Source organism: Pusillimonas sp. ANT_WB101 (assembly GCF_008369125.1).
In the GTDB taxonomy this organism is placed as follows: Bacteria; Pseudomonadota; Gammaproteobacteria; order Burkholderiales; family Burkholderiaceae_B; genus Allopusillimonas.
In genome coordinates, this window is record NZ_VOAY01000002.1 from 454,660 (window position 1) to 474,430 (window position 19,771).

General features: G+C 51.2%; 22 protein-coding genes. 18 read left to right on the plus strand and 4 right to left on the minus strand.

Features of this window, described 5'->3' with window-relative positions:
- Positions 1 to 3: 3 nt before the first annotated feature.
- The 6 genes from FQ179_RS11040 to FQ179_RS11065 all read left to right on the plus strand — a co-directional run bounded on the left by FQ179_RS11040 (position 4) and on the right by FQ179_RS11065 (position 5,840).
- Positions 4 to 990 (plus strand): ABC transporter substrate-binding protein, encoded by a 987-nt coding sequence (locus FQ179_RS11040; protein ID WP_149397345.1) that lies wholly within the window; start codon positions 4 to 6, stop codon positions 988 to 990.
- Positions 991 to 1,070: 80 nt separating this feature from the next.
- Positions 1,071 to 1,904, plus strand: a complete 834-nt coding sequence (locus FQ179_RS11045) for an ABC transporter permease (protein WP_255474950.1) — start codon at positions 1,071 to 1,073, stop codon at positions 1,902 to 1,904.
- Between the two features lie 7 nt (positions 1,905 to 1,911).
- On the plus strand, positions 1,912 to 2,661 hold the full coding sequence (locus tag FQ179_RS11050; protein ID WP_149397346.1) for an ABC transporter ATP-binding protein: 750 nt from the start codon (positions 1,912 to 1,914) through the stop codon (positions 2,659 to 2,661).
- Positions 2,662 to 2,698: 37 nt separating this feature from the next.
- Complete coding sequence (locus FQ179_RS11055) at positions 2,699 to 3,580, plus strand: polysaccharide deacetylase family protein (protein ID WP_149397347.1); 882 nt, start codon at positions 2,699 to 2,701, stop codon at positions 3,578 to 3,580.
- Between the two features lie 51 nt (positions 3,581 to 3,631).
- The gene (locus FQ179_RS11060) at positions 3,632 to 5,017 is read left to right on the plus strand and encodes an MmgE/PrpD family protein (protein WP_149397348.1); all 1,386 of its coding nucleotides are present in this window, start codon (positions 3,632 to 3,634) and stop codon (positions 5,015 to 5,017) included.
- A gap of 40 nt (positions 5,018 to 5,057) precedes the next feature.
- A complete protein-coding gene (locus FQ179_RS11065) occupies positions 5,058 to 5,840 on the plus strand; it encodes an SDR family oxidoreductase (protein ID WP_149397349.1) in 783 nt (260 codons plus the stop codon).
- A gap of 141 nt (positions 5,841 to 5,981) precedes the next feature.
- On the opposite strand, the gene FQ179_RS11070 is transcribed toward FQ179_RS11065, so the two are convergent.
- A complete protein-coding gene (locus tag FQ179_RS11070) occupies positions 5,982 to 6,782 on the minus strand; it encodes an SDR family oxidoreductase (protein ID WP_149397350.1) in 801 nt (266 codons plus the stop codon).
- A 250-nt stretch (positions 6,783 to 7,032) separates the two neighbouring features.
- On the opposite strand from FQ179_RS11070, the gene FQ179_RS11075 reads away from it, so the two are divergent.
- Entirely contained in the window at positions 7,033 to 7,794 is a 762-nt protein-coding gene (locus FQ179_RS11075) for an aspartate/glutamate racemase family protein (RefSeq protein WP_149397351.1), read from the plus strand.
- Between the two features lie 59 nt (positions 7,795 to 7,853).
- Here FQ179_RS11075 and FQ179_RS11080 read toward each other — a convergent pair whose 3' ends face one another.
- Positions 7,854 to 8,756: a LysR family transcriptional regulator gene (locus tag FQ179_RS11080; RefSeq protein ID WP_149397352.1), complete on the minus strand. Its 903-nt coding sequence runs from the start codon at positions 8,754 to 8,756 to the stop codon at positions 7,854 to 7,856.
- Between the two features lie 146 nt (positions 8,757 to 8,902).
- On the opposite strand from FQ179_RS11080, the gene FQ179_RS11085 reads away from it, so the two are divergent.
- From FQ179_RS11085 to leuD, 6 genes are all read left to right on the plus strand, one after another.
- Complete coding sequence (locus FQ179_RS11085; RefSeq protein WP_149397353.1) at positions 8,903 to 9,529, plus strand: isochorismatase family protein; 627 nt, start codon at positions 8,903 to 8,905, stop codon at positions 9,527 to 9,529.
- 36 nt (positions 9,530 to 9,565) lie between these two features.
- The gene (locus tag FQ179_RS11090) at positions 9,566 to 10,573 is read left to right on the plus strand and encodes a TRAP transporter substrate-binding protein (protein ID WP_149397354.1); all 1,008 of its coding nucleotides are present in this window, start codon (positions 9,566 to 9,568) and stop codon (positions 10,571 to 10,573) included.
- Positions 10,574 to 10,630: 57 nt separating this feature from the next.
- A complete protein-coding gene (locus tag FQ179_RS11095) occupies positions 10,631 to 11,149 on the plus strand; it encodes a TRAP transporter small permease (RefSeq protein ID WP_149397355.1) in 519 nt (172 codons plus the stop codon).
- Positions 11,149 to 12,447, plus strand: a complete 1,299-nt coding sequence (locus FQ179_RS11100; protein ID WP_149397356.1) for a TRAP transporter large permease — start codon at positions 11,149 to 11,151, stop codon at positions 12,445 to 12,447. The genes FQ179_RS11095 and FQ179_RS11100 overlap by 1 nt, the downstream gene beginning before the upstream one ends.
- 293 nt (positions 12,448 to 12,740) lie before the next feature.
- Positions 12,741 to 14,150: a 3-isopropylmalate dehydratase large subunit gene (gene leuC / locus FQ179_RS11105; RefSeq protein ID WP_255474951.1), complete on the plus strand. Its 1,410-nt coding sequence runs from the start codon at positions 12,741 to 12,743 to the stop codon at positions 14,148 to 14,150.
- A gap of 4 nt (positions 14,151 to 14,154) precedes the next feature.
- Positions 14,155 to 14,802, plus strand: a complete 648-nt coding sequence (leuD, locus tag FQ179_RS11110) for a 3-isopropylmalate dehydratase small subunit (RefSeq protein ID WP_149397357.1) — start codon at positions 14,155 to 14,157, stop codon at positions 14,800 to 14,802.
- 651 nt (positions 14,803 to 15,453) lie between these two features.
- Here the strand turns inward: leuD and FQ179_RS11115 are convergent.
- Both FQ179_RS11115 and FQ179_RS11120 read right to left on the minus strand, forming a co-directional pair.
- Positions 15,454 to 15,792, minus strand: coding sequence for a type II toxin-antitoxin system PemK/MazF family toxin (locus FQ179_RS11115; RefSeq protein ID WP_188074585.1), 339 nt, complete (start codon positions 15,790 to 15,792; stop codon positions 15,454 to 15,456).
- The gene (locus FQ179_RS11120; RefSeq protein WP_149397358.1) at positions 15,792 to 16,016 is read right to left on the minus strand and encodes an antitoxin MazE family protein; all 225 of its coding nucleotides are present in this window, start codon (positions 16,014 to 16,016) and stop codon (positions 15,792 to 15,794) included. Before FQ179_RS11120 ends, FQ179_RS11115 begins: the two co-directional genes overlap by 1 nt.
- A gap of 356 nt (positions 16,017 to 16,372) precedes the next feature.
- Between FQ179_RS11120 and FQ179_RS11125 the strand changes: the two genes are divergently transcribed.
- The 5 genes from FQ179_RS11125 (at position 16,373) to FQ179_RS11145 (ending at position 19,710) form a co-directional block, all read left to right on the plus strand.
- The gene (locus FQ179_RS11125; protein ID WP_149397359.1) at positions 16,373 to 17,356 is read left to right on the plus strand and encodes a TRAP transporter substrate-binding protein; all 984 of its coding nucleotides are present in this window, start codon (positions 16,373 to 16,375) and stop codon (positions 17,354 to 17,356) included.
- Positions 17,357 to 17,482: 126 nt separating this feature from the next.
- Positions 17,483 to 18,481 carry a hypothetical protein gene (locus FQ179_RS11130; protein WP_149397360.1) on the plus strand — a complete coding sequence of 333 codons (999 nt, stop codon included), beginning with the start codon at positions 17,483 to 17,485 and terminating at the stop codon, positions 18,479 to 18,481.
- A 156-nt stretch (positions 18,482 to 18,637) separates the two neighbouring features.
- Positions 18,638 to 18,856, plus strand: coding sequence for a DUF3820 family protein (locus FQ179_RS11135; RefSeq protein ID WP_149397361.1), 219 nt, complete (start codon positions 18,638 to 18,640; stop codon positions 18,854 to 18,856).
- A gap of 99 nt (positions 18,857 to 18,955) precedes the next feature.
- Positions 18,956 to 19,177, plus strand: a complete 222-nt coding sequence (locus tag FQ179_RS11140; protein WP_149397362.1) for a DUF2945 domain-containing protein — start codon at positions 18,956 to 18,958, stop codon at positions 19,175 to 19,177.
- A gap of 2 nt (positions 19,178 to 19,179) precedes the next feature.
- On the plus strand, positions 19,180 to 19,710 hold the full coding sequence (locus FQ179_RS11145) for a DUF488 family protein (protein WP_149397363.1): 531 nt from the start codon (positions 19,180 to 19,182) through the stop codon (positions 19,708 to 19,710).
- The last annotated feature ends 61 nt before the right edge of the window (positions 19,711 to 19,771 follow it).

Sequence of the window (19,771 nt, forward strand, 5' to 3'; positions counted from 1 at the left end):
CGCATGAAGACAGCACTGAGCACGATCGGTATGGCCATCACTCTGGCCTTTGCAACCTCAACCAGTTACGCCGTGGGGCCACGTCCAGCGCCACTTGATAAACCCGTCACGCTCACTATCGGCTATGTAAAAGTCGGCCATCTTGCACCGATGGTGTTTGTCGAAGATGACCTAAAACAGTGCAACGTCAACGTGCAACGCGCAGAATTCGTGCGTTACGCCGACGCCCGCACCGCACTGCTGTCAGGTTCCGTCGATGTTGCTGGCGTAGGACCCGCCGATCTGGCGATTGCGCTCGCTCAAGGCAACAACAATTTAATTGGCCTTACAGGTGTAGCATCCTCGCCCAAACATCTGGTAGTGCGCACCGGCGTCAAAGTAGACGGCTGGGATGACATCAAAGGCAAACGTATCGGCATTGCCCCTGGCTCAGCTGTGTGGTTCCAGTGGGCAGCCACACTGGCAGAGAAAGGCATTCCCTACAATTCGTTTACCGCCGTTAACATTCAAGGGGGCGGCACGGCATTCATTCAGTCGCTAAAACGTGGCGATGTAGACGCAGTAGCGCTTTGGGAGCCATTTGAATCCCAGGCTGTTGCGGATGGTACCGCCTACTTTGTCAACAGCATTGACTACAGTCAATCCAAAGCAGTGGGTGCCGAACTCGGGCTGTTAGCCGCAACACGCAATGCTATTGACACCAAACGTGACGCGATCAAATGCTTCTTGTGGTCTTACAAAAATGCAGAAGAACGTCTGGCCAAAGACCCCGAGGCATTTGCGCAGGCCTACACCAAGTACACCGGTCTACCAATCGACGTCACACGAGAATCAGTGAAAGTCATCAAACTTGGTGGCGTGCTTGATCTTGCGCAGATCCAGCGTCAGGCAAAAGTGTTCAACGAACTCGGCGTAATTCCAAAAGATACGAGCGGCGAGATTGCTACTGTCTGGGATCCTTCACTGATGAATGAGGTAATGGGCAACTAAATGCATGCCAGGTACTTCAACACCAGCTCCCCGCAGGGGGAGCCACGCCCCCCTCTTACTCACACAACAGAGGTAAACACGTGAGCACGACAGTAAGCAACACCTCTGGCAAAAGCGGAGCTCTGCTAAAAATAAAACATTTGCTGATCGGGTTGGTACTACCTGTGGCCCTTTTAGTTATATGGCAGGTTGTCGGCCAGTACTCAGGCATGCATGGCGTGATCCCCACACCCGTCAAGGTGGGCCACGCATGGTACGACTGGGTCTTTGCCAACCCCGGAATGGGGCTAAATCCCTACCTCGGCACATGGCTTAGCAATGTGCAGTATTCGACCATGCGTGTGGCAGAGGGATTCTTGCTCGCGGTGCTGTTGGGCGTCCCTTTGGGGCTCGCCATTGGCTGGAGCCGCCTGGCCGCGCTGTCAATCGACCCCCTGGTTCAAGGGCTTCGTCCCATTCCCATCACTGCCTGGCTCCCTTTTTCCATAGCATTGTTCGGCATTCGCGACTTTGGCTCCATCTTCCTCATTTTCATCGGTGCTTTCTACCCCATAGTTGTCAACACAACTCAGGGAGCACGCGATGTCGAGCGAAACCTTGTGCGCGCCGCGTCCATGATGGGCGCTTCATCAACTCAATTGTTATTGCGCGTCGTACTGCCATCGTCCATGCCTTCCCTGTTCACCGGCCTGCGCCTGGGGCTTGGCATAGCCTGGACGGCAGTGATCGTATCTGAAATGGTTGCTGTTAAGTCTGGCTTGGGTTACGTGCTGTGGGATGCCTATTACGTAGGACGCATGGACATTGTGCTGGCGGACATGGTTTCAATCGGGATCATGGGCTATCTGAGCGATCGATTAATCGTTCTACTCGAGCGTCGCGTACTCGTGTGGCGTATTTTGCAAAATCACTGAGGCCAGCATGTCAGCAATTTCGATTAACAAAATCAACAAAACCTATCCTGGCGTCACGCCAGTTCGCGCACTGGAAGACATCGACCTCACCATCAATCCAGGAGAGTTTGTTGCGCTGCTAGGACCATCGGGCTGCGGAAAATCCACCTTACTGAATCTTATCGCAGGGTTCGAGAAAGCCACCTCGGGCACGTTGCTCGTCAATAACAAACCCGTGCAGAAGCCAGGCCCAGAACGTGGCGTCGTTTTTCAGGAAGCCGCCCTATTCCCGTGGCTAAACGTATGGGAAAACGTCGCCTTTGGGCCGAAGGTCGCGGGTAAGTCTAAAAGCGAATATGAAGATCGCGCCATGGAGATGCTTGAAATTACCGGGCTGTCAGCATTCTTGAAGCATCTACCAGTGCAGTTGTCGGGAGGTATGCGTCAGCGTGTGGGCATTGCTCGCGTACTAACGCTAGGTTCTGAAGTACTACTTATGGACGAACCTTTCGGTGCCCTTGACGCTCAGACGCGTCTATCAATGCAGGAACTGCTGCTGTCCGTGTGGCATAAGCTTCGAACGACCATACTTTTTGTGACGCACGACATCGACGAGGCCATTTTACTTGCTGACACCATTTACGTGATGTCAGCACGCCCAGGAAAAATCGCCACGAAGATTACCGTTCCTATCGACAGGCCGCGCACCATCGAAGACACCACCACCGAAGCGTTCAACAGTCTGAAACGCGAAATACTGAAGCAAATCAGACACTGAACTTTCCAATCAACATTTATACAAACTCGAGGACACTATGGCAAACCCCCGCATTCCTTATCGTTTCTCGAACGACCGTGCGCCGCTTACCCCACCCAAAGAAGGCAGAATCATGGTGCACCTTGTGGTGAACGTGGAAAACTGGTCATTCGATCAGGGCATGCCCCGCACCATCATAACGCCGCCCCATGGTAAAGAAACTGTGCCTGACGTGCCCAACTTTAGCTGGGCCGACTATGGCATGCGCGCTGGCCTACCTCGTCTGATTGATACGATCTCCGCTCGCGGATTACCCGCATCTACCAGTTTCAATGCTAGCGTCATTGACGCTTATCCCAGCGCCGCGCACGCCATGCTTGACGCAGGATGGGAGTTCATCGGGCATGGCGTACACCAAAAATCTCTCAACCAGAGCGACGAACGAGAGGCCATCGAGTTGGCTCTCGCAAAGATCGAAGGTTTTACAGGACAGCGCCCGCGCGGCTGGCTCAGCCCAGGCTTGCGCGAAACCTTCGACACCCCCGATATTCTGGCCGAGAGCGGCGTGGATTACGTCTGCGATTGGATGGTCGACGATTTACCCAACTGGATGACTGTCAAAAGTGGCGCGTTGCTTCAGATGCCCTACAACCTCGAACTGAACGATTCGATCATTTGGGCTATCGAGAAACACGCATCCGACGAGTACCTACTGCGCCTGCAACAAACCCTAAAGTTGTTCGAACGTGAAAGCGAAACGCACCCCAGGGTACTAGCACTAGGCCTGCATCCACACCTCGTGGGCGTTCCCCATCGTTTCGGCTACTTCGAAGAGATGCTCGATTTGCTGCAGAGTCATCCGAACGTATGCTTCATGACGGGCAGCCAGATAGCAGACTGGTATGCAGCACAGGAGCCGGCCCCGTCGGCGGTCCAATGAGTAGCCACTCATCGTAAAAGCATTCGCCATGTTCTCATCTGTACGCCATTGATGCCTACGCTTTCATCACAACTGGCAACAATCTGCCTACGCCCAGTTTCCAACGAAGCCGTGGAGCGAGCCAGGCTGCACCTTCTCGACTGGTTGGGCTGCGCCGCTGTTGGGGCAGCCCAACCAAGTGCAACGGCTCTGCTGGAAGGCAGCAGCCTCTTTCCTATTCGAGACAGCAAAAACAAGACTACATTGCAGCGAGATCCTTGGCACGCTCTACTGTTTACTGCATCTGTAGGCAATATCATGGAAATGGATGACATTCACCGCGAGGCCATCGTTCATCCTGGCCCAGTGATCATTCCCACAGCGTTGTTTCTGGGGCAAGAATTGGGTCGATCTCTGCGCGATGTGCTTGTTGCCATAGTGCGTGGTTATGAAGCCATAATCCGTCTGGGCGCCAGCGTAGGACCACAACACTATCAGTATTGGCATAACACGGCGACTTGTGGATCTGTCGGCGCGGCCGCCGCAGCGGCTTCGCTATTGGGTTTGCCCGTACTCGGCTGGCAGCACGCCTTCGGCCACGCAGCAACGCAAAGTGCCGGTCTCTGGCAGGTACGCCTGGATCCTTGCTTATCAAAACAATGGCATGTTGCACGTGCGGCACAAACCGGAATCCAGGCAGCCCTGCTGGCCCAAGCCGGCGCTGCAGGACCAGAGCGAATTTTCGAAGGTGAAAAGGGCTTTTTTGCAGCATTTTGCCCAGACGGAGATCCGAGCCGCCTTTGCCATAACCCCCAAGCCCCTTGGCGTCTATTCGACACCAGTTTTAAACCCTGGCCGGCCTGTCGCCATACGCACGCTGCCATTGATGCTGCGTTAAAGCTCAGAGACCAGCAACAGCTTGATTTCCCGCAGAAGTCATCCGACATCACGCAGGTTGAGATAGAAAGCTATTCGGATGCCGTCCTGTTCTGTGATCAGCCAACCCCCTGCACGGGTCCGCAAGCTCGCTTCAGCCTGCAACATGCCGTCGCAGTCAGCCTCCTGTTTGGTGCCCCCACGCTTGCTCATTTTGAATACGCGGCGATCAACGACCCACGAGTCGCTGCACTACGAAAGAAGGTAGTCGTAAAAACCTCCGAACACTGGTCATCTCGTTACCCTGCTCATTATGGTGCCAGCGTGTCAGTCACAACGGGCACCGGCCTTAGATTGACGGCCAGCGTCAACGACGTCCTTGGCGATCCTGAACGACCGCTGTCACCCCAACTGATTCGCACGAAAGCAGAAACGTTACTCGCCGCATCCGGGTGGCCTGAACGAGATTGCGAGGTATGGCTGGCAGCTTGCCTTGAAGCGTCAGAAATTCTTCCCTTTGGAAACCTCTGCGCGTTTATCTTGAACGCCACACAGCAGCAACTAAACACAATCAACCGGTAAAGAATATTTGCCGGGGGCTATTCGTAACAAAGGAACGTCCATGGACTTACAACTAGCAGGAAAAACCGTACTGATCACAGGTGCGTCACAAGGGATAGGAGCGGGCCTGGCAAGGGCATTCGCACAGGAGCAATGCTCTCTCGTGCTCGTTGCACGCTCGGAAGACAAACTGCAAAGCCTTGCCCAGGAGATAGCACGGCAATATAAGGTGGACGCACAAATCATCGCTGTGGACCTGACTGCGCCAGGTGTTATCGATAAAGTACTCGAACAGGGCAGCCACGCTGATATCTTGATAAACAACGCAGGCGCCATACCAGGGGGCAATTTATGGGACGTAGACGCCCCCAAATGGCGTGAAGGCTGGGAACTGAAAGTCATGTGCTACATCGACATGTGCCGTGCATTTTATCGGCACATGCGTGAACGCGGCCACGGTGTAATTTTGAACAACATCGGAAATGGGGGTGAAATGTACGACTTTGACTACATTGCAGGCACCGCTGGCAATGCAGCCTTGATGGCTTTCACGCGGGCACTGGGTGGCAGAAGTCTGCAACACGGCATTCGTGTACTGGGTGTGAACCCTGGACCAGTCGCCACAGAACGCATAGAACGCATCCTGCGTGCGCGTGCACAGACTACCTTCGGTGATCCCGAACAATACGGACAATTACTGAAAAAACTGCCGCTCGGACGCGCCGCTCACGTAGAGGAAGTCGCTGATTTGTTCGTATTTCTGGCTTCGCCTCGATCTGCATACACGTCGGGTGCCATCTTCACGGTTGACGGCGGCATTACTTCAAATAAAGCACTTGCCTGAGGATCAGCTGTGCCAGAAAAACCAAGGCTCTCACTAGCAATCTGACTCAGCACGCCCCTGACACGTGTGGATAAAGGAACCAGATTTGGAGATCGGTGCCAACTGGCAGGCGAGCACAGCCCCAATACCGAATCTTTTTAGCTACTCACCAAACAACCGCACAACAGCCCCACCACCATGAACCTGGATGATCTGCCCGCTGACCCAACTGCTGGCCGGTGATGCCAACCAGAGCATGGCGTTAGCGATGTCCTGCGGTTGGCCCGTACGCCCGATGAGGTTATCAGGATGCTTTAACCTTTCCTGAATAGCAGAGTCCAAACCGGCATCGCCATAACCTTCCGTTATCACCGTGCCGATCAGAACCGAATTAACTCGTACCTTCTGCGCCAACATGTGCGCGATCGAAATCATCATCTGATTTAGCGCCGCCTTGGATGTGCCGTAGGCCAGGATGTCATAGGCCGGTACAGCGGAAGAAAACGAGCCCGAGTTGATAATGCTCGGATTACTGGCTTTAAGCAGATGAGGCAGACAAGCCATAGACATGCGGTAGGCGCTAACCGTATTGAGCCGATACGCATTGACCAGCTCTTCCTCAGTAATAGCGGTTGGGTCTGCATGACGCGGACCCCAGCCCACATTATTGACGAGTGTAGAAATGCCACCAAAAGCAGCCACTGTCGCGGCAACTACGGCATTGATGTCTTCTGCTTTGGTAACGTCGCAGGCCATTCCAAGGCAGCGCTTGCCGGTTTCAGCCTCGATCTGTGCCGCAGTTGCTGCAGCCTTGTCGCCCTGAAGATCAGCAATCATCACGTTGGCACCCGCTGCCGCCAGCGTTTTGGCAACGCCCGCGCCTATATTTTGTGCGCCACCCGTAATGATGACGTTGTGGCCATCCATGTGGAAATCGGCGAATGCATCAAACTTTTCAGCCATGCTGTATCTCCATTTTCTTTTATGGTGGTGTTGCCTGGGCATTGCAGGCATCGCTTGTGCTTATCTGATGCCGGACACCTCTGCAGACAGTAGCATGTATCTGTACAGCGTCCACCAGCGAACGAACGCGTAAAAACCCCCGCATCATCGCAGAACACGATGGCATGTTGGCGCAATGAACATGTGCAAGACTCCTGCTGGACTCTAGAATGTACGCATCATTAATCATTCCAACGGGTTTTGAGTCAGTATGAAAACATATCGCATCGGTCAAATTGTGCCCAGCTCCAACACAACCATGGAGACCGAAATTCCCGCAATGCTGCTTTCGCGCTTCGATTTATATCCTGAGGAGCGCTTCACATTTCATTCGTCACGCATGCGAATGATGAGCGTTACGCCCGAAGAACTAAAAGCAATGGATCAGGCAAGTGATCGATGCGCAGTCGAACTCAGCGACGCCAGATGCGATGTAATGGCCTACGCGTGCCTGGTCGCCATTATGGCGCAAGGTAATGGCTATCACCGTGCGTCACAACAGCGCTTGCAAGCAACCGTAGAGCAAAATGGGGTAGAGATTCCGATTTTAAGCTCCGCAGGAGCGCTCATTGACACGCTGAAGGCGTTTGATTTCAATAAAATCTCTATCGTCACTCCATACATGAAACCACTGACGCAACGTGTGGTGGAATACATCGAAGCAGAAGATATCGTCGTGCAAGACTCCATCAGCCTTGAAGTTGCCGACAATCTTGAGGTTGGGCTACTCGATCCCGAGCAGCTGTTAAATCATGTTAAGCGGTTGAACCATGACGGCGTCGATGCTGTCGTTTTATCGGCATGCGTACAGATGCCGTCGTTGCCAGCCATACAACGTGCCGAAGATCTAATCGGCAAACCTGTACTTTCCGCTTCAGTTGCAACCGTGTACCAAATGCTCAAAACGTTAGGTTTGGAAACGCGTGTTCCGAATGCTGGCTATATATTGTCCGGAGCCCTTGGTCGCGCATAGCGATCACTGAGAATGCGCCTTCTAGCCTAGCTACAGTCATCTAAGGCTGGCCTGCATCATCAGGTGGTAACGTCATCTGGATCAGCCAGCAAATGGTCAACGAGCAACCGAGCTGCAGGATCTAGTTGCTTGTACGATCGCACCGCCAACACCAGCTGGCGGTGCGCCCACGGCTCATCGAGCTTGCACATCACCAAACCCAAGCCCTTCACAAAAAACTCAGCCACTCTCCGAGGCAGCACACCGATCCCCAGACCTGCTTGCACCATACGGCATTGCGCGTCAAAACTTGTGACCTGAACCCGACATCGCCACGCTCTGCCCAGCTCCGCTGCAGCACGCAAAAGGAGTGAGTTAGGCTGGCTTCCGGTATGCAAACCCACAAAATCGTAATCAAGCATTGCCGCAAACCTTACACGGTTGTAGGACGCTATAGGATGCGAAGGTGGAGCAAGGACAACAAGCTCGTCACGGCGATAGTTGTGGTATTCCAAATCAATTGTGGCAATACCACTTGCGAGCACCCCAATATCTGCCACGTTAGTAGCGACTGCCTGTGCCACGCCGGTACTTATGCGCTCTTCGACACTCACTTGCACCAAAGGGTTTGAGTCCATAAAGCCGCGTAGGCCATCGGGAAGAAACTGCGTAATGGCAGAAATATTCGCGGCAATATGCACCTGCCCTGTCACGCCGCTTGCGTAGTCACGCATCAGCAACACTACGCCATCCAGATCACTGAGGATGCGCTGTGCCATATCCACCAAGGCGTGGCCCGCAGGAGTGGGAGTAATGCCTTTGTTGGTGCGCGACAGTAGTTGGACGCCCAGCACGCCTTCCAAATCCATAATGCGCTTGCTGATCGCTGCGGGCGCAATATGGGCGCGGTCCGCCGCTGCGGTGATGGTTCCCTCTTCGATCACCGTCAGGAAAAGCCGCAGAGATTTCGGATCAATTTTCATACATGCTCATTCGCTATCAGATTACATGGGTATTGAGTGTGTTTGCCAACGTATTCTACGATGGCCCGTTCGCTTTTTGCTGCTGTACCGAAAGGTTACGGTCTGTAGAATTGCACATTCGGCTAAAGTCTATATGGAGGAAGGCTATGCGGGACCCAGCAAACATAAAAGGCGGCTTTAGTGGCGAGCTACGCCATGGATCGTCGCCCACCCTAATAGTTGTTGATTTTCAGCGTGGTTTCACCGAGCAAGGGATCAGCCCACTTTGGTCGAACTGCGACTCGCAGATTGAAAACACGAATGCGCTAATCAAACAAATCCGCCCTGTTGGCAAGGTGATCTTTACGATTATCTGCTATGACGACAACTTCATAGACGCTGGGAAATGGATTGAAAAAGCAGAATCATTGCGCACTTTGCGTCGAGGCACAGCCGCCAGTGAACTAGATCCGCGCCTCGATTATGACGCTGACAAAGACCTTATTCTTTATAAAACACAAGCGTCAGCGTTTTTTGGCACACCTTTAAACGGCATACTAGCCAACTTAAAAACCGACACCCTCATTGTTGCAGGAGCAACAACGAGCGGTTGCGTACGAGCAAGCGTAGTCGATGCCATGCAGTACGGCTATGCACCATTTGTTGCACTGGAGTGCGTTGCCGATCGCTCTGCAGCCCAACACCAGAGCAACCTGATCGACATGGCCAGCAAATATGCTGAAGTTCAAACTAACGATCAACTCCTAACGTATTTGCGCGCACTGAACGATTAACCCTCTTGCCTTGATCATAATTATCTGGAGACAACCATGAAATTTCACAAGCTACTACTGGCGACTGCCGTATTTGCGTTCGGCTTTGCGAACGCTGCAAACAGTGCCGAAAAAAAGCATGAATTAACGTTCTCAACATATTTGCCCCCTGCGTATGAATATGCATGGAAGCCAATCGAAACATTCGTCAAAAATGTTGAGGAGCGTAGCAACGGTCGCGTTAAGATCAACGTTTTTCATTCCGCCCAGCTGTTCGACGGATATGAAGAGCTTCCGGCGGTGTCCCGAGGCGATGTAGATATCGTCAACATGACTTCGACCTACCCAAGTGGCACGGTCCCCGCTCTCAGCGTTTTTACCCTACCTTTCTTGTTCGACAGCACCGCACATTTGAAGCGCGCGCTGGACGCTGGTCTCTTCGATCTTGGTGCTCGCCAAGAACTTGAACAGCAACATGACGCGGTCATACTGGGTATTGCCCCATGGGATCCCTATGAGTTTTACTCGCGCAACTCACCCATAAAGACCGTCGATGACATCAAGGGCAAAGTATGGGCATCAACTGGCTCGATCGACGCTCAGGCCATCCAAGCACTAGGTGGTTCACCTACCAGTATGCCTTCATCGGAACTCTATCTTTCGTTTGACCGTGGAGTAATCGACGCAACACCACGCCCACTTCTCACCGGGATGGGACGCAGTCTGTACGAAGTGGCCAAACATATTTCTCTGGTTAACTTTGGCCTAGACGTATCGATACTCGCAATTAATAAAAAGAAATGGGATTCTCTGCCTGCAGACATTCAGGAGATTATTTCAACCGCAGCAAAAGAGCGTGACGCGGATCAATTGGCAAGGGTAGAAACCTTCATTACCGACTCGATTGACAAGTACAAATCTCTTGGTGTTACCGTCGAACGCGTCGACAGTGACAATCTGAGCAAAATGCGTGCGGCAACGCAACCAGTTATTGCGAAGTGGTCAGCTGATGTCAAAAATGGCGACGCTTATTTGAAACTGGTCAACGACACCCGTAAACCATAATCTAGCTAATTTCGAACTTGGCTCAGGCCAAGTTCGAAAGCCATCTCTGGAGAAAGTATGCGGCCTCTAGCAAATCGTTTCACCCGTTTTACAAACCGAATGAACCAATTTGCGATAGCTATCTCCGAGCTATCGCTGGTAGCGCTAATGCTTTGCATTTGCTACGCCGTCATCTCGCGCTACTTCTTTAAAAGCCCAAGCATGTACGCAACGGAAACTTGCGTGTATTTACTGTTGCTAGCCACTTGGGCGTCTGTAGGCTATATACATCAAATTGACAGACATGTGCGCGTTGAGGTTTTTGAAAGTTTGTTCAACGACAAGATCAAATTGGTAGCCAAAATCATTTCAATGACCTGCATTATCGCCTTTTGCGCGGTGCTTGTATGGGCGGGCTATTTGGTCGCTGAAACGGCCTACTTACGTAACTATCGTTCCACCTCATTAATGAAATTCCCATTATGGATCACCTACACACTCATCCCTTGTGGTGGCTTATTACTTGGGTTGACTGCCTTGAACAGATTAATAACGGGCGATAAACACCTCACAGACGACAAGAACGAGGGCGCGTAATGGATTCAATGACGATTTTCATTATCCTGGTCAGCGCATTCGCAGTATTGCTGAGTCTGGGAACCCCTATTTTTGCGGCGCTGGGCGTATCCAGTGTTGCTGGGATTATCCTTCACTCTGGGTTCAGTGGACTGCAGGTTATTCCACCAACTCTACAGCGAGGCATGGGAACTTACACACTCATTGCCATACCGTTATTTATCTTAATGGGTGAGGTCATTGCCCGTACGAGTATAGGCGGGCGCCTTTATCACTTATTTTATTTGATCACTAGTCGTCTACCCGGAGGCCTTGCAGTAGCGAGTATCGGCAGTTCGGCGGTATTCGGTGCTATGAGCGGCGTGAGTGTGGCCGGTGCTGCAACGATTGGGCGTTTCGCAATTCCGGAAATGCTTAAACGAGGGTACGACCCAGGGCTGTCGGGTGGTTCGATTGCTGCTGCAGGCGCTTTAGCCCTTCTAATCCCACCCAGTATTGGTTTTGTTTTGTATGGTGAAATTGCAGACCAGTCTATCGGCAAGCTATTCATCGCTGCGATCATTCCTGCTCTGCTAATCGTCGCATTAATGGTTCTGTACGTCGTCGTGCTAAGTTATATGCGGCCTGAACTGGCACCACGACACCCAGCACGTGTTTCAACACGTGCATTACTTCTGGCGTTTAGGGATGTTTGGGCAGGCATAATTCTAATCTTTCTTGTGATAGGAACCATTTATCTCGGCATAGCCACACCGACAGAATCGGCTGGTATTGGGGCTGCGGGAGCATTTGTAATTGCGTTAGGATACAAAGAGCTCAACATCAACAAGATCATGACCATCCTGAGATCTACTGCAGTGACAAGCGGCATGATTCTATTGATTCTGGCTGCTGCCTTGTTGTTCGGCTATATCATGACGCGCCTCATGATTCCTCAAAAGCTTGTTGCCATGGTTGCAGAATCATCTCAACCTGGCTGGATAGTTTTGGTTTTCATGCTCTTGTTTCTGATCATCATCGGCATGTTTCTGGATATCGTATCGCTGATACTTATAACGACACCCATATTATTGCCGGTAGTGGTGACATTGGGCTATGACCCCATATGGTTCGGCGTCATCATGATCATTGCATGTGAAATGGCAGTAATCACACCTCCCGTAGGGCTGAACTTATATGTAATTAAAGGCATTGCACCTGAGATAAGCTTAAAACAGATTACAAGAGGCGCATTACCTTTTGTGTTTCTTGAGATAATCGCCATAGTCATTTTGACGGTGTTTCCAGAAATTGTTCTTTGGCTACCAAAATTCAGATAATCGACTACGTGCTTTAAATAATAAAAGCCGACGTCTTGCGACGTCGGCTTTTATTACCTGTTTGTAAAAAAATAGCATGGTAGCAACATATTTCACGATGGCTCATTCGTTATCGACTGCTTTGCAAGTAACTAAGGCCGCACCACAATACTAATAACACCCGGCCATCACGCCCAGCACTAAAAGCACATTAATAATTGAGAAGAAATTTCCATGAGCCACTGCCCCGATTTTAACGCGACTCAACCAGCCGAAAAATTGCATATGCCTAATGTGTGCATGAACCGAGGTTGATGATGAGTACCGCACGTACTTTATTTAAAAAACTCTGGGATGCGCATGTTGTCAAAAACATCGATCAACAAAGAGATTTGCTTTATATAGACCGCCATCTTGTCTACGAAGTGACTAGCCCTCAAGCGTTTGAAGGATTACGTCAACATAAAAGAAAACCATGGCGAAGTTCAACTATTTTGGCGACAGCAGACCATAACGTCCCTACGCGAAACCGCCATGCCGGCATCGCGGATCGATTGGCCGCGGCACAGATCGACCAACTAAGTATTAACTGTGAAGAGTTTGAGATCAAAGAATTCAAACTCAACGACCCGCGCCAGGGAATCATCCATGTAATCGGACCCGAACTGGGCGCCACATTGCCCGGCATGACAGTGGTGGCCGGAGACTCACATACAAGTACCCATGGCGCATTCGCTGCGCTCGCATTTGGAATAGGCACTTCGGAGGTGGAGCATGTACTTGCTACACAGTGCTTACTTGTCAGCCACTTAAAAACCATGCGAATAGACATTAAGGGAAAGTTGCATCCCCACGTGAGCGCAAAGGATTTGATTCTGCACATAATCAAACACATAGGTGCCAGCGGAGGAAGCAATTATGCTATTGAATTCACCGGAGAAACGGTCAGAGGGCTGTCCATGGAAGCACGCATGACTCTGTGCAATATGGCAATTGAAGCCGGTGCGCGCGTTGGTTTGATCTCCGTCGATAACACCACGATTAACTATCTTGCGGGCCGCCCTTTTGCGCCTTCAGGAGCGCAGTGGAATACCGCGAGCCAATATTGGAAAAGCCTGGTCAGCGACGAGGACGCCGTGTTCGATTGCACGATTCACTTGACCGCTGAAGACGTTAAGCCCATGGTGAGCTGGGGCACATCACCAGATATGGTGACGTCAATTGATGGGAGCGTCCCGGCTCCAGAAGATTTTGAAACCATTAATCAGCAAGTCAGTGTTCGACAGGCACTCGAATATATGCAATTACAGCCGCATACGCTGATTACCGATATCAAGATCGACAAGGTGTTCATCGGTTCTTGCACTAATTCGAGAATCGAGGATCTGAGAACTGCAGCAATGATTGTCGAAGGCAAACAGGTTGCCCCAACAATAGTACAGGCGCTGGTCGTACCAGGGTCCGGACTAGTCAAGGCGCAGGCCGAGGCTGAGGGATTAGACAAGATATTCATCGCTGCCGGTTTTGAGTGGCGAGAGCCCGGCTGCTCGATGTGCCTGGGCATGAATGAGGATCGACTGCTACCTGGAGAGCGATGCGCGTCAACCTCGAATCGGAACTTCGAAGGAAGACAAGGCGCCGGAGGCCTTAGCCATTTGGTGAGTCCTGCGATGGCAGCGGCCGCTGCCATCGCAGGACGCTTCACGGATTTTACTGGGAGCTGACACGATGCGTGCTTTTTCTACACTAACCTCACTGACTGTACCCCTGGACAGAATCAATGTCGATACTGACGCCATACTGCCAAAACAGTTTATGAAGACAATTTTGCGATCAGGCCTGGGTAACCACTTGTTCGATTCTTGGCGCTTTCTTGACACTGGCGAACCGGGAATGATCACGACTAACCGCTTACCCAACCCTGATTTTGTACTGAACCAAAGTCGTTATCGGGGAGGGGCCATCCTTCTTGGGCGGGACAATTTCGGCTGCGGGTCAAGCAGGGAGCATGCAGTTTGGGCTCTGGATGATTATGGAGTCAGAGCCATTATCGCACCGAGTTTTGCCGATATCTTCTATAACAATTGCTTTAAAAATGGGCTTTTGCCCATCACCTTGGATGGCGCGATCATTAACCAGATGTTCAACGATACGGAAGGTACCGACGGATATCAGCTGACGATCGACCTTTGTAATCAAAGCATTACGAATTCTTCAGACCATCAATATAGTTTCGATATCGACCCTTATCGCAAACATTGCCTTTTACATGCGTTAGACGATATCAGTATCACTCTCCAAGATATTGATTCCATCAAAGCGTACGAACGGCAGCGATCGGCCCAAGAGCCGTGGCTGTTCACTGACTTGACGTAATAAGGTTAAGTGTCTCGCCATTAGCTTGCAGCACGTCACTTGTCTGTAAATGTCATGTGGCGCGGCTTTGGGCTTATTTAACAGCAATGCCCTAGGCTACGCTATGGCTACTTACTTGCTTGCGCCTAAATTCACATTCCCCTACATATAGCACATACAACTGACGCATATTCTCATATACCAAATCTGTACACACTTGCGCACGAGTACGATCGCAGCGTGGGTGTAGATTGACCACTTTATACATAGAATCAACGTGGGAAAGCGTGTGCCTGCAACAAGCCAGTTGGCGTTTATTGACGTCAAAACGGCAATTTGCGTAACTTTGTTTAACGCAATAGCTGTTGAACCTCGCAAGGGGTAGAAGCGTTAACTACCGCGCAAGTGGTTTCGCCCGATGCGAAGACACCAAACCCCAGACTATGAAGCCCCACTTGTTGGGGCTTTCGCTTTTTTAGAGATTGTCTGATGCTCTAAGTCAGGGCCCTTTTTGGTTTCGCATAGCGCGTGACCAAGCAACGCGCTCAACCGGATGCATTCTTTGCCAGGATCGAGTTTTCCGATAGTTAACGCATAAGCGTATCGCGGCGTCTGCGCTACCCTTCCCCCTGAAGGCCGAGGCTTACTTGTGCACCCGGTCAAACAGTGTCGCTATTTAGCTATGCCCAGAAACACGGCCAGGCACCGTTCAACTTGCACCATTGTATTTACGTCGATATGCCCGAAGGCTTCTCCTAGCTTGTCGCGCTTAACTGACAGCGCCTTATTAATCATGACTTGCGAGGTTTTCTGCAAGCCATTCTCTACGCCTGGCTCGATGGTGACACGAAGCAAGGGAGCGGCCACTAGCCTACTGGTCACTGGCAGCACGGTAACGCTTGTATGCTCACTAAACTGATCGGCCTGAATCACTAGGGCAGGCCTGGGTTTGCCAAAATCACCTTGCATCGAGATTGTCACAAACGCGCCGCGTATACTTTTGTGCGCCATCAGTCTGTCCAGCCCTCCACATCCGCGATAGATTCATCCATAAGGCGATCCAACTGCGTGTCAGCCTTTTCTGCGTTAGCTATCAAACGACATTGACGGCGACACTCCTCCGCAAAATCAGGCCTTCGTGTATCTGGCACCCAAATTTGCACTGGACGTAAACCCGCCATACGCAGCGCGTTACGATGCTTTTGGACGCGTGCATTTATATGCGTAGTCGCCATGACTGAAACTCCTATTTATCGTTACATGAAACATATTACGCATAACCTGCGTTACATGCAACTTTTCTCGATAGCACTTTGATTTAGACGGCGCCTGTATGCTGGAACACAGCCGGACATTAAAAATTTGCCATACGGGCCATCAATTGACATACCGTTTGAAACTATCACTGGTTACGCGAACATGGTATGGCCTGAGTGATTTATATCCATATCTGCGCCACATCGCCAACAGGCAGCCCAATCAATCTGACTTTCAAAGGGCAGCAGAATCAGGCTACTGCTTTATATTCATTCCAACACCCACGTATACTCAAACGGCCATCTCGGCATAATTAGAAAATGGGAGACTCCTCATGTACCGCAAGCATTCTGGCTATTTTCTTGCCGCTTCGCTGACTGCTGCCATTGCTGTTGCACCAGTCGCTTACGCACAAACCACACTAAAACTCATTAACGAATATCCAGCTACGTCGATAACGGCGACGGCAGATCTGAATTTCGCAGAGCAGGTCAATAAACTGTCGCAAGGCAGTCTCGAAGTTAAAACACTGCAAGAGAAAGACAACCCCTTCAAAGGCGTAGATCAGGTCGATGCCGTGAGCAAGGGTGATGTTCAAATGGGAACAATATTCGGCGGAATACTGGGTGCCAAAGACTCACTGTTTTTGCTGTCTTCCCTGCCCTTTGCATCGAAGGATTTTAAACAAGCACGCGCTATCTATACGTGCGCCAAACCCGCTCTTGAAGCACGCGCTCAGGCACTAAATACACGTCTTTTGTATGTAACGCCCTGGCCTCCTTCCGGAATTTGGTCGGTAAAACCCGTGGCAAATGCAGGAGATCTTAAGAATTTAAAGATCAGAACCTACGACCAAACCAGCAAGGCGGTATTTCAGAACCTAGGCGCTGAAAGCGTCAACCTGCCTTATTCTGCACTGGCTGAAAAGCTTGCCGCTGGCGAAGTCAACGCCGTGTTGACCTCGGGTGATGGCGGCGCAGGTCGCAAACTGTGGGATCATTTACCAAACTTCACTGCCGTAAATTATTCAATCCCTCTCAGCTACACCATTATCAATAACGACACCTGGAATAAGCTAAGCCCAGAGCAACAATCCACGCTCACCAAGGCGGCTGAGCAGGTTTCCGAAGCGTCCTGGAGTGGCGTAGAGAAACGCATCGATGCCAACTACGCCCGTATGCAGGAAAACAAAATGACGCTTAACAAAACGCCTTCAGCGGCGGTCATGGAAGCGCTCTCCAAGGCGGGCGCCGCGGAAACCGCATCATGGATGAAGGCCAATCCATTAGATGAACGAGAAAAGGCTTGCCTGAATTAGACGCTTTATTCATTGCTACAAGCAGCTATGTTGATGACTAAAGCGTGAAACACGCAAATTGGCGGCCCTGCTGCAGAAACCCGCAGTTGAGGTCCGCCATCAATCATCCCAAAGGAGACACACGTCATGACAAGCCGTCGTTTTAAATTTATCGGGGCACTGGCATTTAGCCTCACTATGGCTACGCCCGCCTTCGCTACAACCCAAGATGCGTATAGTCTTCCAGAGCCGTTCTTGAGTATGGAGAAAAGCTATTTAAAAGACTCTCCTGATCTACAGAAAATCATGGATGTCATGATTGAGACAGCTACGCGGCAGGTGAAAGACCCAACTCAAGACATTTTGCACAATCGGTTGTGTTCTGCGTTGGTCTACAAAATGGCCTCAGAAGAAAGCCTAGACGCTGAAGAGCGCCGGCTTGCTGTCGCTGGCGACTTGTTGCACAACATCGCCAAAGAGGAAAAAGAGATGGTCCTGACGGACCCAGCTCAAATGTCTAGCGCCAGAGAGATGGTCACCGAGCTTAAAAGTGAAGGTTACTTTAAGAAGTCACCACAGTTTTGGAGCGACGAACAGGTCCTCACCAACCCCAAGATTGGTGGCAACCGGGCACTCGTGCACCACATTACGGGTGGCGTCATGGCCGGTGATCTGCTGAAACAGGTAGGCGGCTATTCAGAAAAAGAGATTAATGCCATTCGGGCTGCAATCGTGGAACACTCTACCGGCTATTGGTATTTTCGTGCATCGATAGATGACATAGCTGGCAAACCCGGCGCATGGGAAAGCGTATACCCTGAGCCAGAAAGCAACATAGCCAAGTTCGCCCACGATGCCGATCTCATTTCTCAATTCGTACCTGAATCAGTGGTTCCAGATGGCAGCAAATGGCGCATGCTGGCGCAAAAGCGCTGGGGTGCAAAAACAACTCAAGAGGAAGGCCACATCGTTTACTATGTTTTCCTGCGCCTCTTTGAAGAGGCCAAGACCGCTCCTGGCAAAGAAATGGCACGTGAAAGATGGAACACCATCAAACCAGACCTGATCAAACTTATGGGCTTAAACCAAGACCAAGATCCGATAAAGGTTTTGGGTGTACCTAAGGTTTTTGCTAAGCAAAGTTAGCGCCTGGGCCAATCTGCAGGGCGACCAAATTAACAGCAGATACGGCCATAAGGCTGGTCGTATCTGTTAACGTGAACTCACACCAGTAACCATACAGCCGAACAAACACCCGCCGCACGAGCTTGACCATTAACCAAACCACCACACCCACGCACGATGAACGCCGAAGACCTTGAGCTGCTTGTATCCCGCACGATGCCCTTCGGAAAATACCAAGGGCGGCTGATAGTCGACCTGCCCGGCCATTACTTGAACTGGTTTGCGCGCAACGGCTTTCCAAAAGGGGAGATCGGCCGCCTTCTGGCATTGATGCAAGAATTGGATCACAATGGGCTGAAACCATTGCTGGATCCACTGCGCAAGGGTGCCAATTAAACGTTGTGAAGAAAATCCATACTGCCTAACGTGTCTGCGCCACGCGGCATGATTGGCATGGCAGGCAGGAAAGCAACGACACTAAGGAGAACCAAGCATATGAGCAAGACATTCAAGAAAGGCGATCACGTCACCTGGAATTCTGAAGCTGGTCACGTGTCAGGCACCATCATTAAGGTACATACCCAAGACTTTGACTATAAAGGGCACACCCACCGCGCTTCGCAAGACGACCCGCAGTATGAAATAAAGAGCGATAAAACGGATCACATCGCGGCGCACAAGGGTAGCGCTTTGGAACACGCGCCCAAAAAGAGCTGAGCATGGCGCTCCCGTTCTTTACCATAGGGCACTCAACCCGCAGCCTGGAAGAATTGGCCGCCATGCTGAATGATGCCGGTGTTGAAATGCTGGTGGATATCAGAACAGTGCCGCGCTCGCGAACCAACCCACAATACAATGAAGATACGGTTGGTGACTCACTCAAAGAGTTTGGTATCGGGTACACGCGTATCGCTGAACTAGGCGGGCTACGCAGCAAATCCAAAACCATCCCCCGTGACGAAAACGGTTTCTGGGAAAACGCCAGCTTTCACAACTATGCAGACTACGCTCTGTCTGAAGAATTTCATCAGGGTCTGGATCAACTGATCGCGATAGGCCGAGAGCGGCGCACCGCCATGATGTGTTCAGAAGCGGTGTGGTGGCGCTGCCATCGACGCATTGTTGCTGATCACCTTATTGCCCGAGGTGAAGACGTAATCCACATTATGGGGCTTGGCCGTCTTGATGCCGCCAAGCTTACGCCCGGCGCCATCACCCAGAAAGATGGCATGGTTGTTTACCCAGCTTAACCCCCGTCCAGGTTGTATGATGACGCATATTGCTTGCGGACGATATTAAATGCTTTGGACA

Coding starts and splice junctions, on each gene's coding strand:
- FQ179_RS11115 (WP_188074585.1), bottom strand. CDS start 15,792: ATGGCGCACAAAAGTATACGCGGCGCGTTTGTGACAATCTCGATGCAA.
- FQ179_RS11095 (WP_149397355.1), top strand. CDS start 10,631: ATGCGGCCTCTAGCAAATCGTTTCACCCGTTTTACAAACCGAATGAAC.
- FQ179_RS11050 (WP_149397346.1), top strand. CDS start 1,912: ATGTCAGCAATTTCGATTAACAAAATCAACAAAACCTATCCTGGCGTC.
- FQ179_RS11060 (WP_149397348.1), top strand. CDS start 3,632: ATGCCTACGCTTTCATCACAACTGGCAACAATCTGCCTACGCCCAGTT.
- FQ179_RS11130 (WP_149397360.1), top strand. CDS start 17,483: ATGACAAGCCGTCGTTTTAAATTTATCGGGGCACTGGCATTTAGCCTC.
- FQ179_RS11140 (WP_149397362.1), top strand. CDS start 18,956: ATGAGCAAGACATTCAAGAAAGGCGATCACGTCACCTGGAATTCTGAA.
- FQ179_RS11080 (WP_149397352.1), bottom strand. CDS start 8,756: ATGAAAATTGATCCGAAATCTCTGCGGCTTTTCCTGACGGTGATCGAA.
- FQ179_RS11125 (WP_149397359.1), top strand. CDS start 16,373: ATGTACCGCAAGCATTCTGGCTATTTTCTTGCCGCTTCGCTGACTGCT.
- FQ179_RS11070 (WP_149397350.1), bottom strand. CDS start 6,782: ATGGCTGAAAAGTTTGATGCATTCGCCGATTTCCACATGGATGGCCAC.
- FQ179_RS11120 (WP_149397358.1), bottom strand. CDS start 16,016: ATGGCGACTACGCATATAAATGCACGCGTCCAAAAGCATCGTAACGCG.
- FQ179_RS11145 (WP_149397363.1), top strand. CDS start 19,180: ATGGCGCTCCCGTTCTTTACCATAGGGCACTCAACCCGCAGCCTGGAA.
- FQ179_RS11135 (WP_149397361.1), top strand. CDS start 18,638: ATGAACGCCGAAGACCTTGAGCTGCTTGTATCCCGCACGATGCCCTTC.
- FQ179_RS11055 (WP_149397347.1), top strand. CDS start 2,699: ATGGCAAACCCCCGCATTCCTTATCGTTTCTCGAACGACCGTGCGCCG.
- FQ179_RS11085 (WP_149397353.1), top strand. CDS start 8,903: ATGCGGGACCCAGCAAACATAAAAGGCGGCTTTAGTGGCGAGCTACGC.
- FQ179_RS11065 (WP_149397349.1), top strand. CDS start 5,058: ATGGACTTACAACTAGCAGGAAAAACCGTACTGATCACAGGTGCGTCA.
- FQ179_RS11090 (WP_149397354.1), top strand. CDS start 9,566: ATGAAATTTCACAAGCTACTACTGGCGACTGCCGTATTTGCGTTCGGC.
- leuD (WP_149397357.1), top strand. CDS start 14,155: ATGCGTGCTTTTTCTACACTAACCTCACTGACTGTACCCCTGGACAGA.
- FQ179_RS11075 (WP_149397351.1), top strand. CDS start 7,033: ATGAAAACATATCGCATCGGTCAAATTGTGCCCAGCTCCAACACAACC.
- FQ179_RS11100 (WP_149397356.1), top strand. CDS start 11,149: ATGGATTCAATGACGATTTTCATTATCCTGGTCAGCGCATTCGCAGTA.
- FQ179_RS11040 (WP_149397345.1), top strand. CDS start 4: ATGAAGACAGCACTGAGCACGATCGGTATGGCCATCACTCTGGCCTTT.
- leuC (WP_255474951.1), top strand. CDS start 12,741: ATGATGAGTACCGCACGTACTTTATTTAAAAAACTCTGGGATGCGCAT.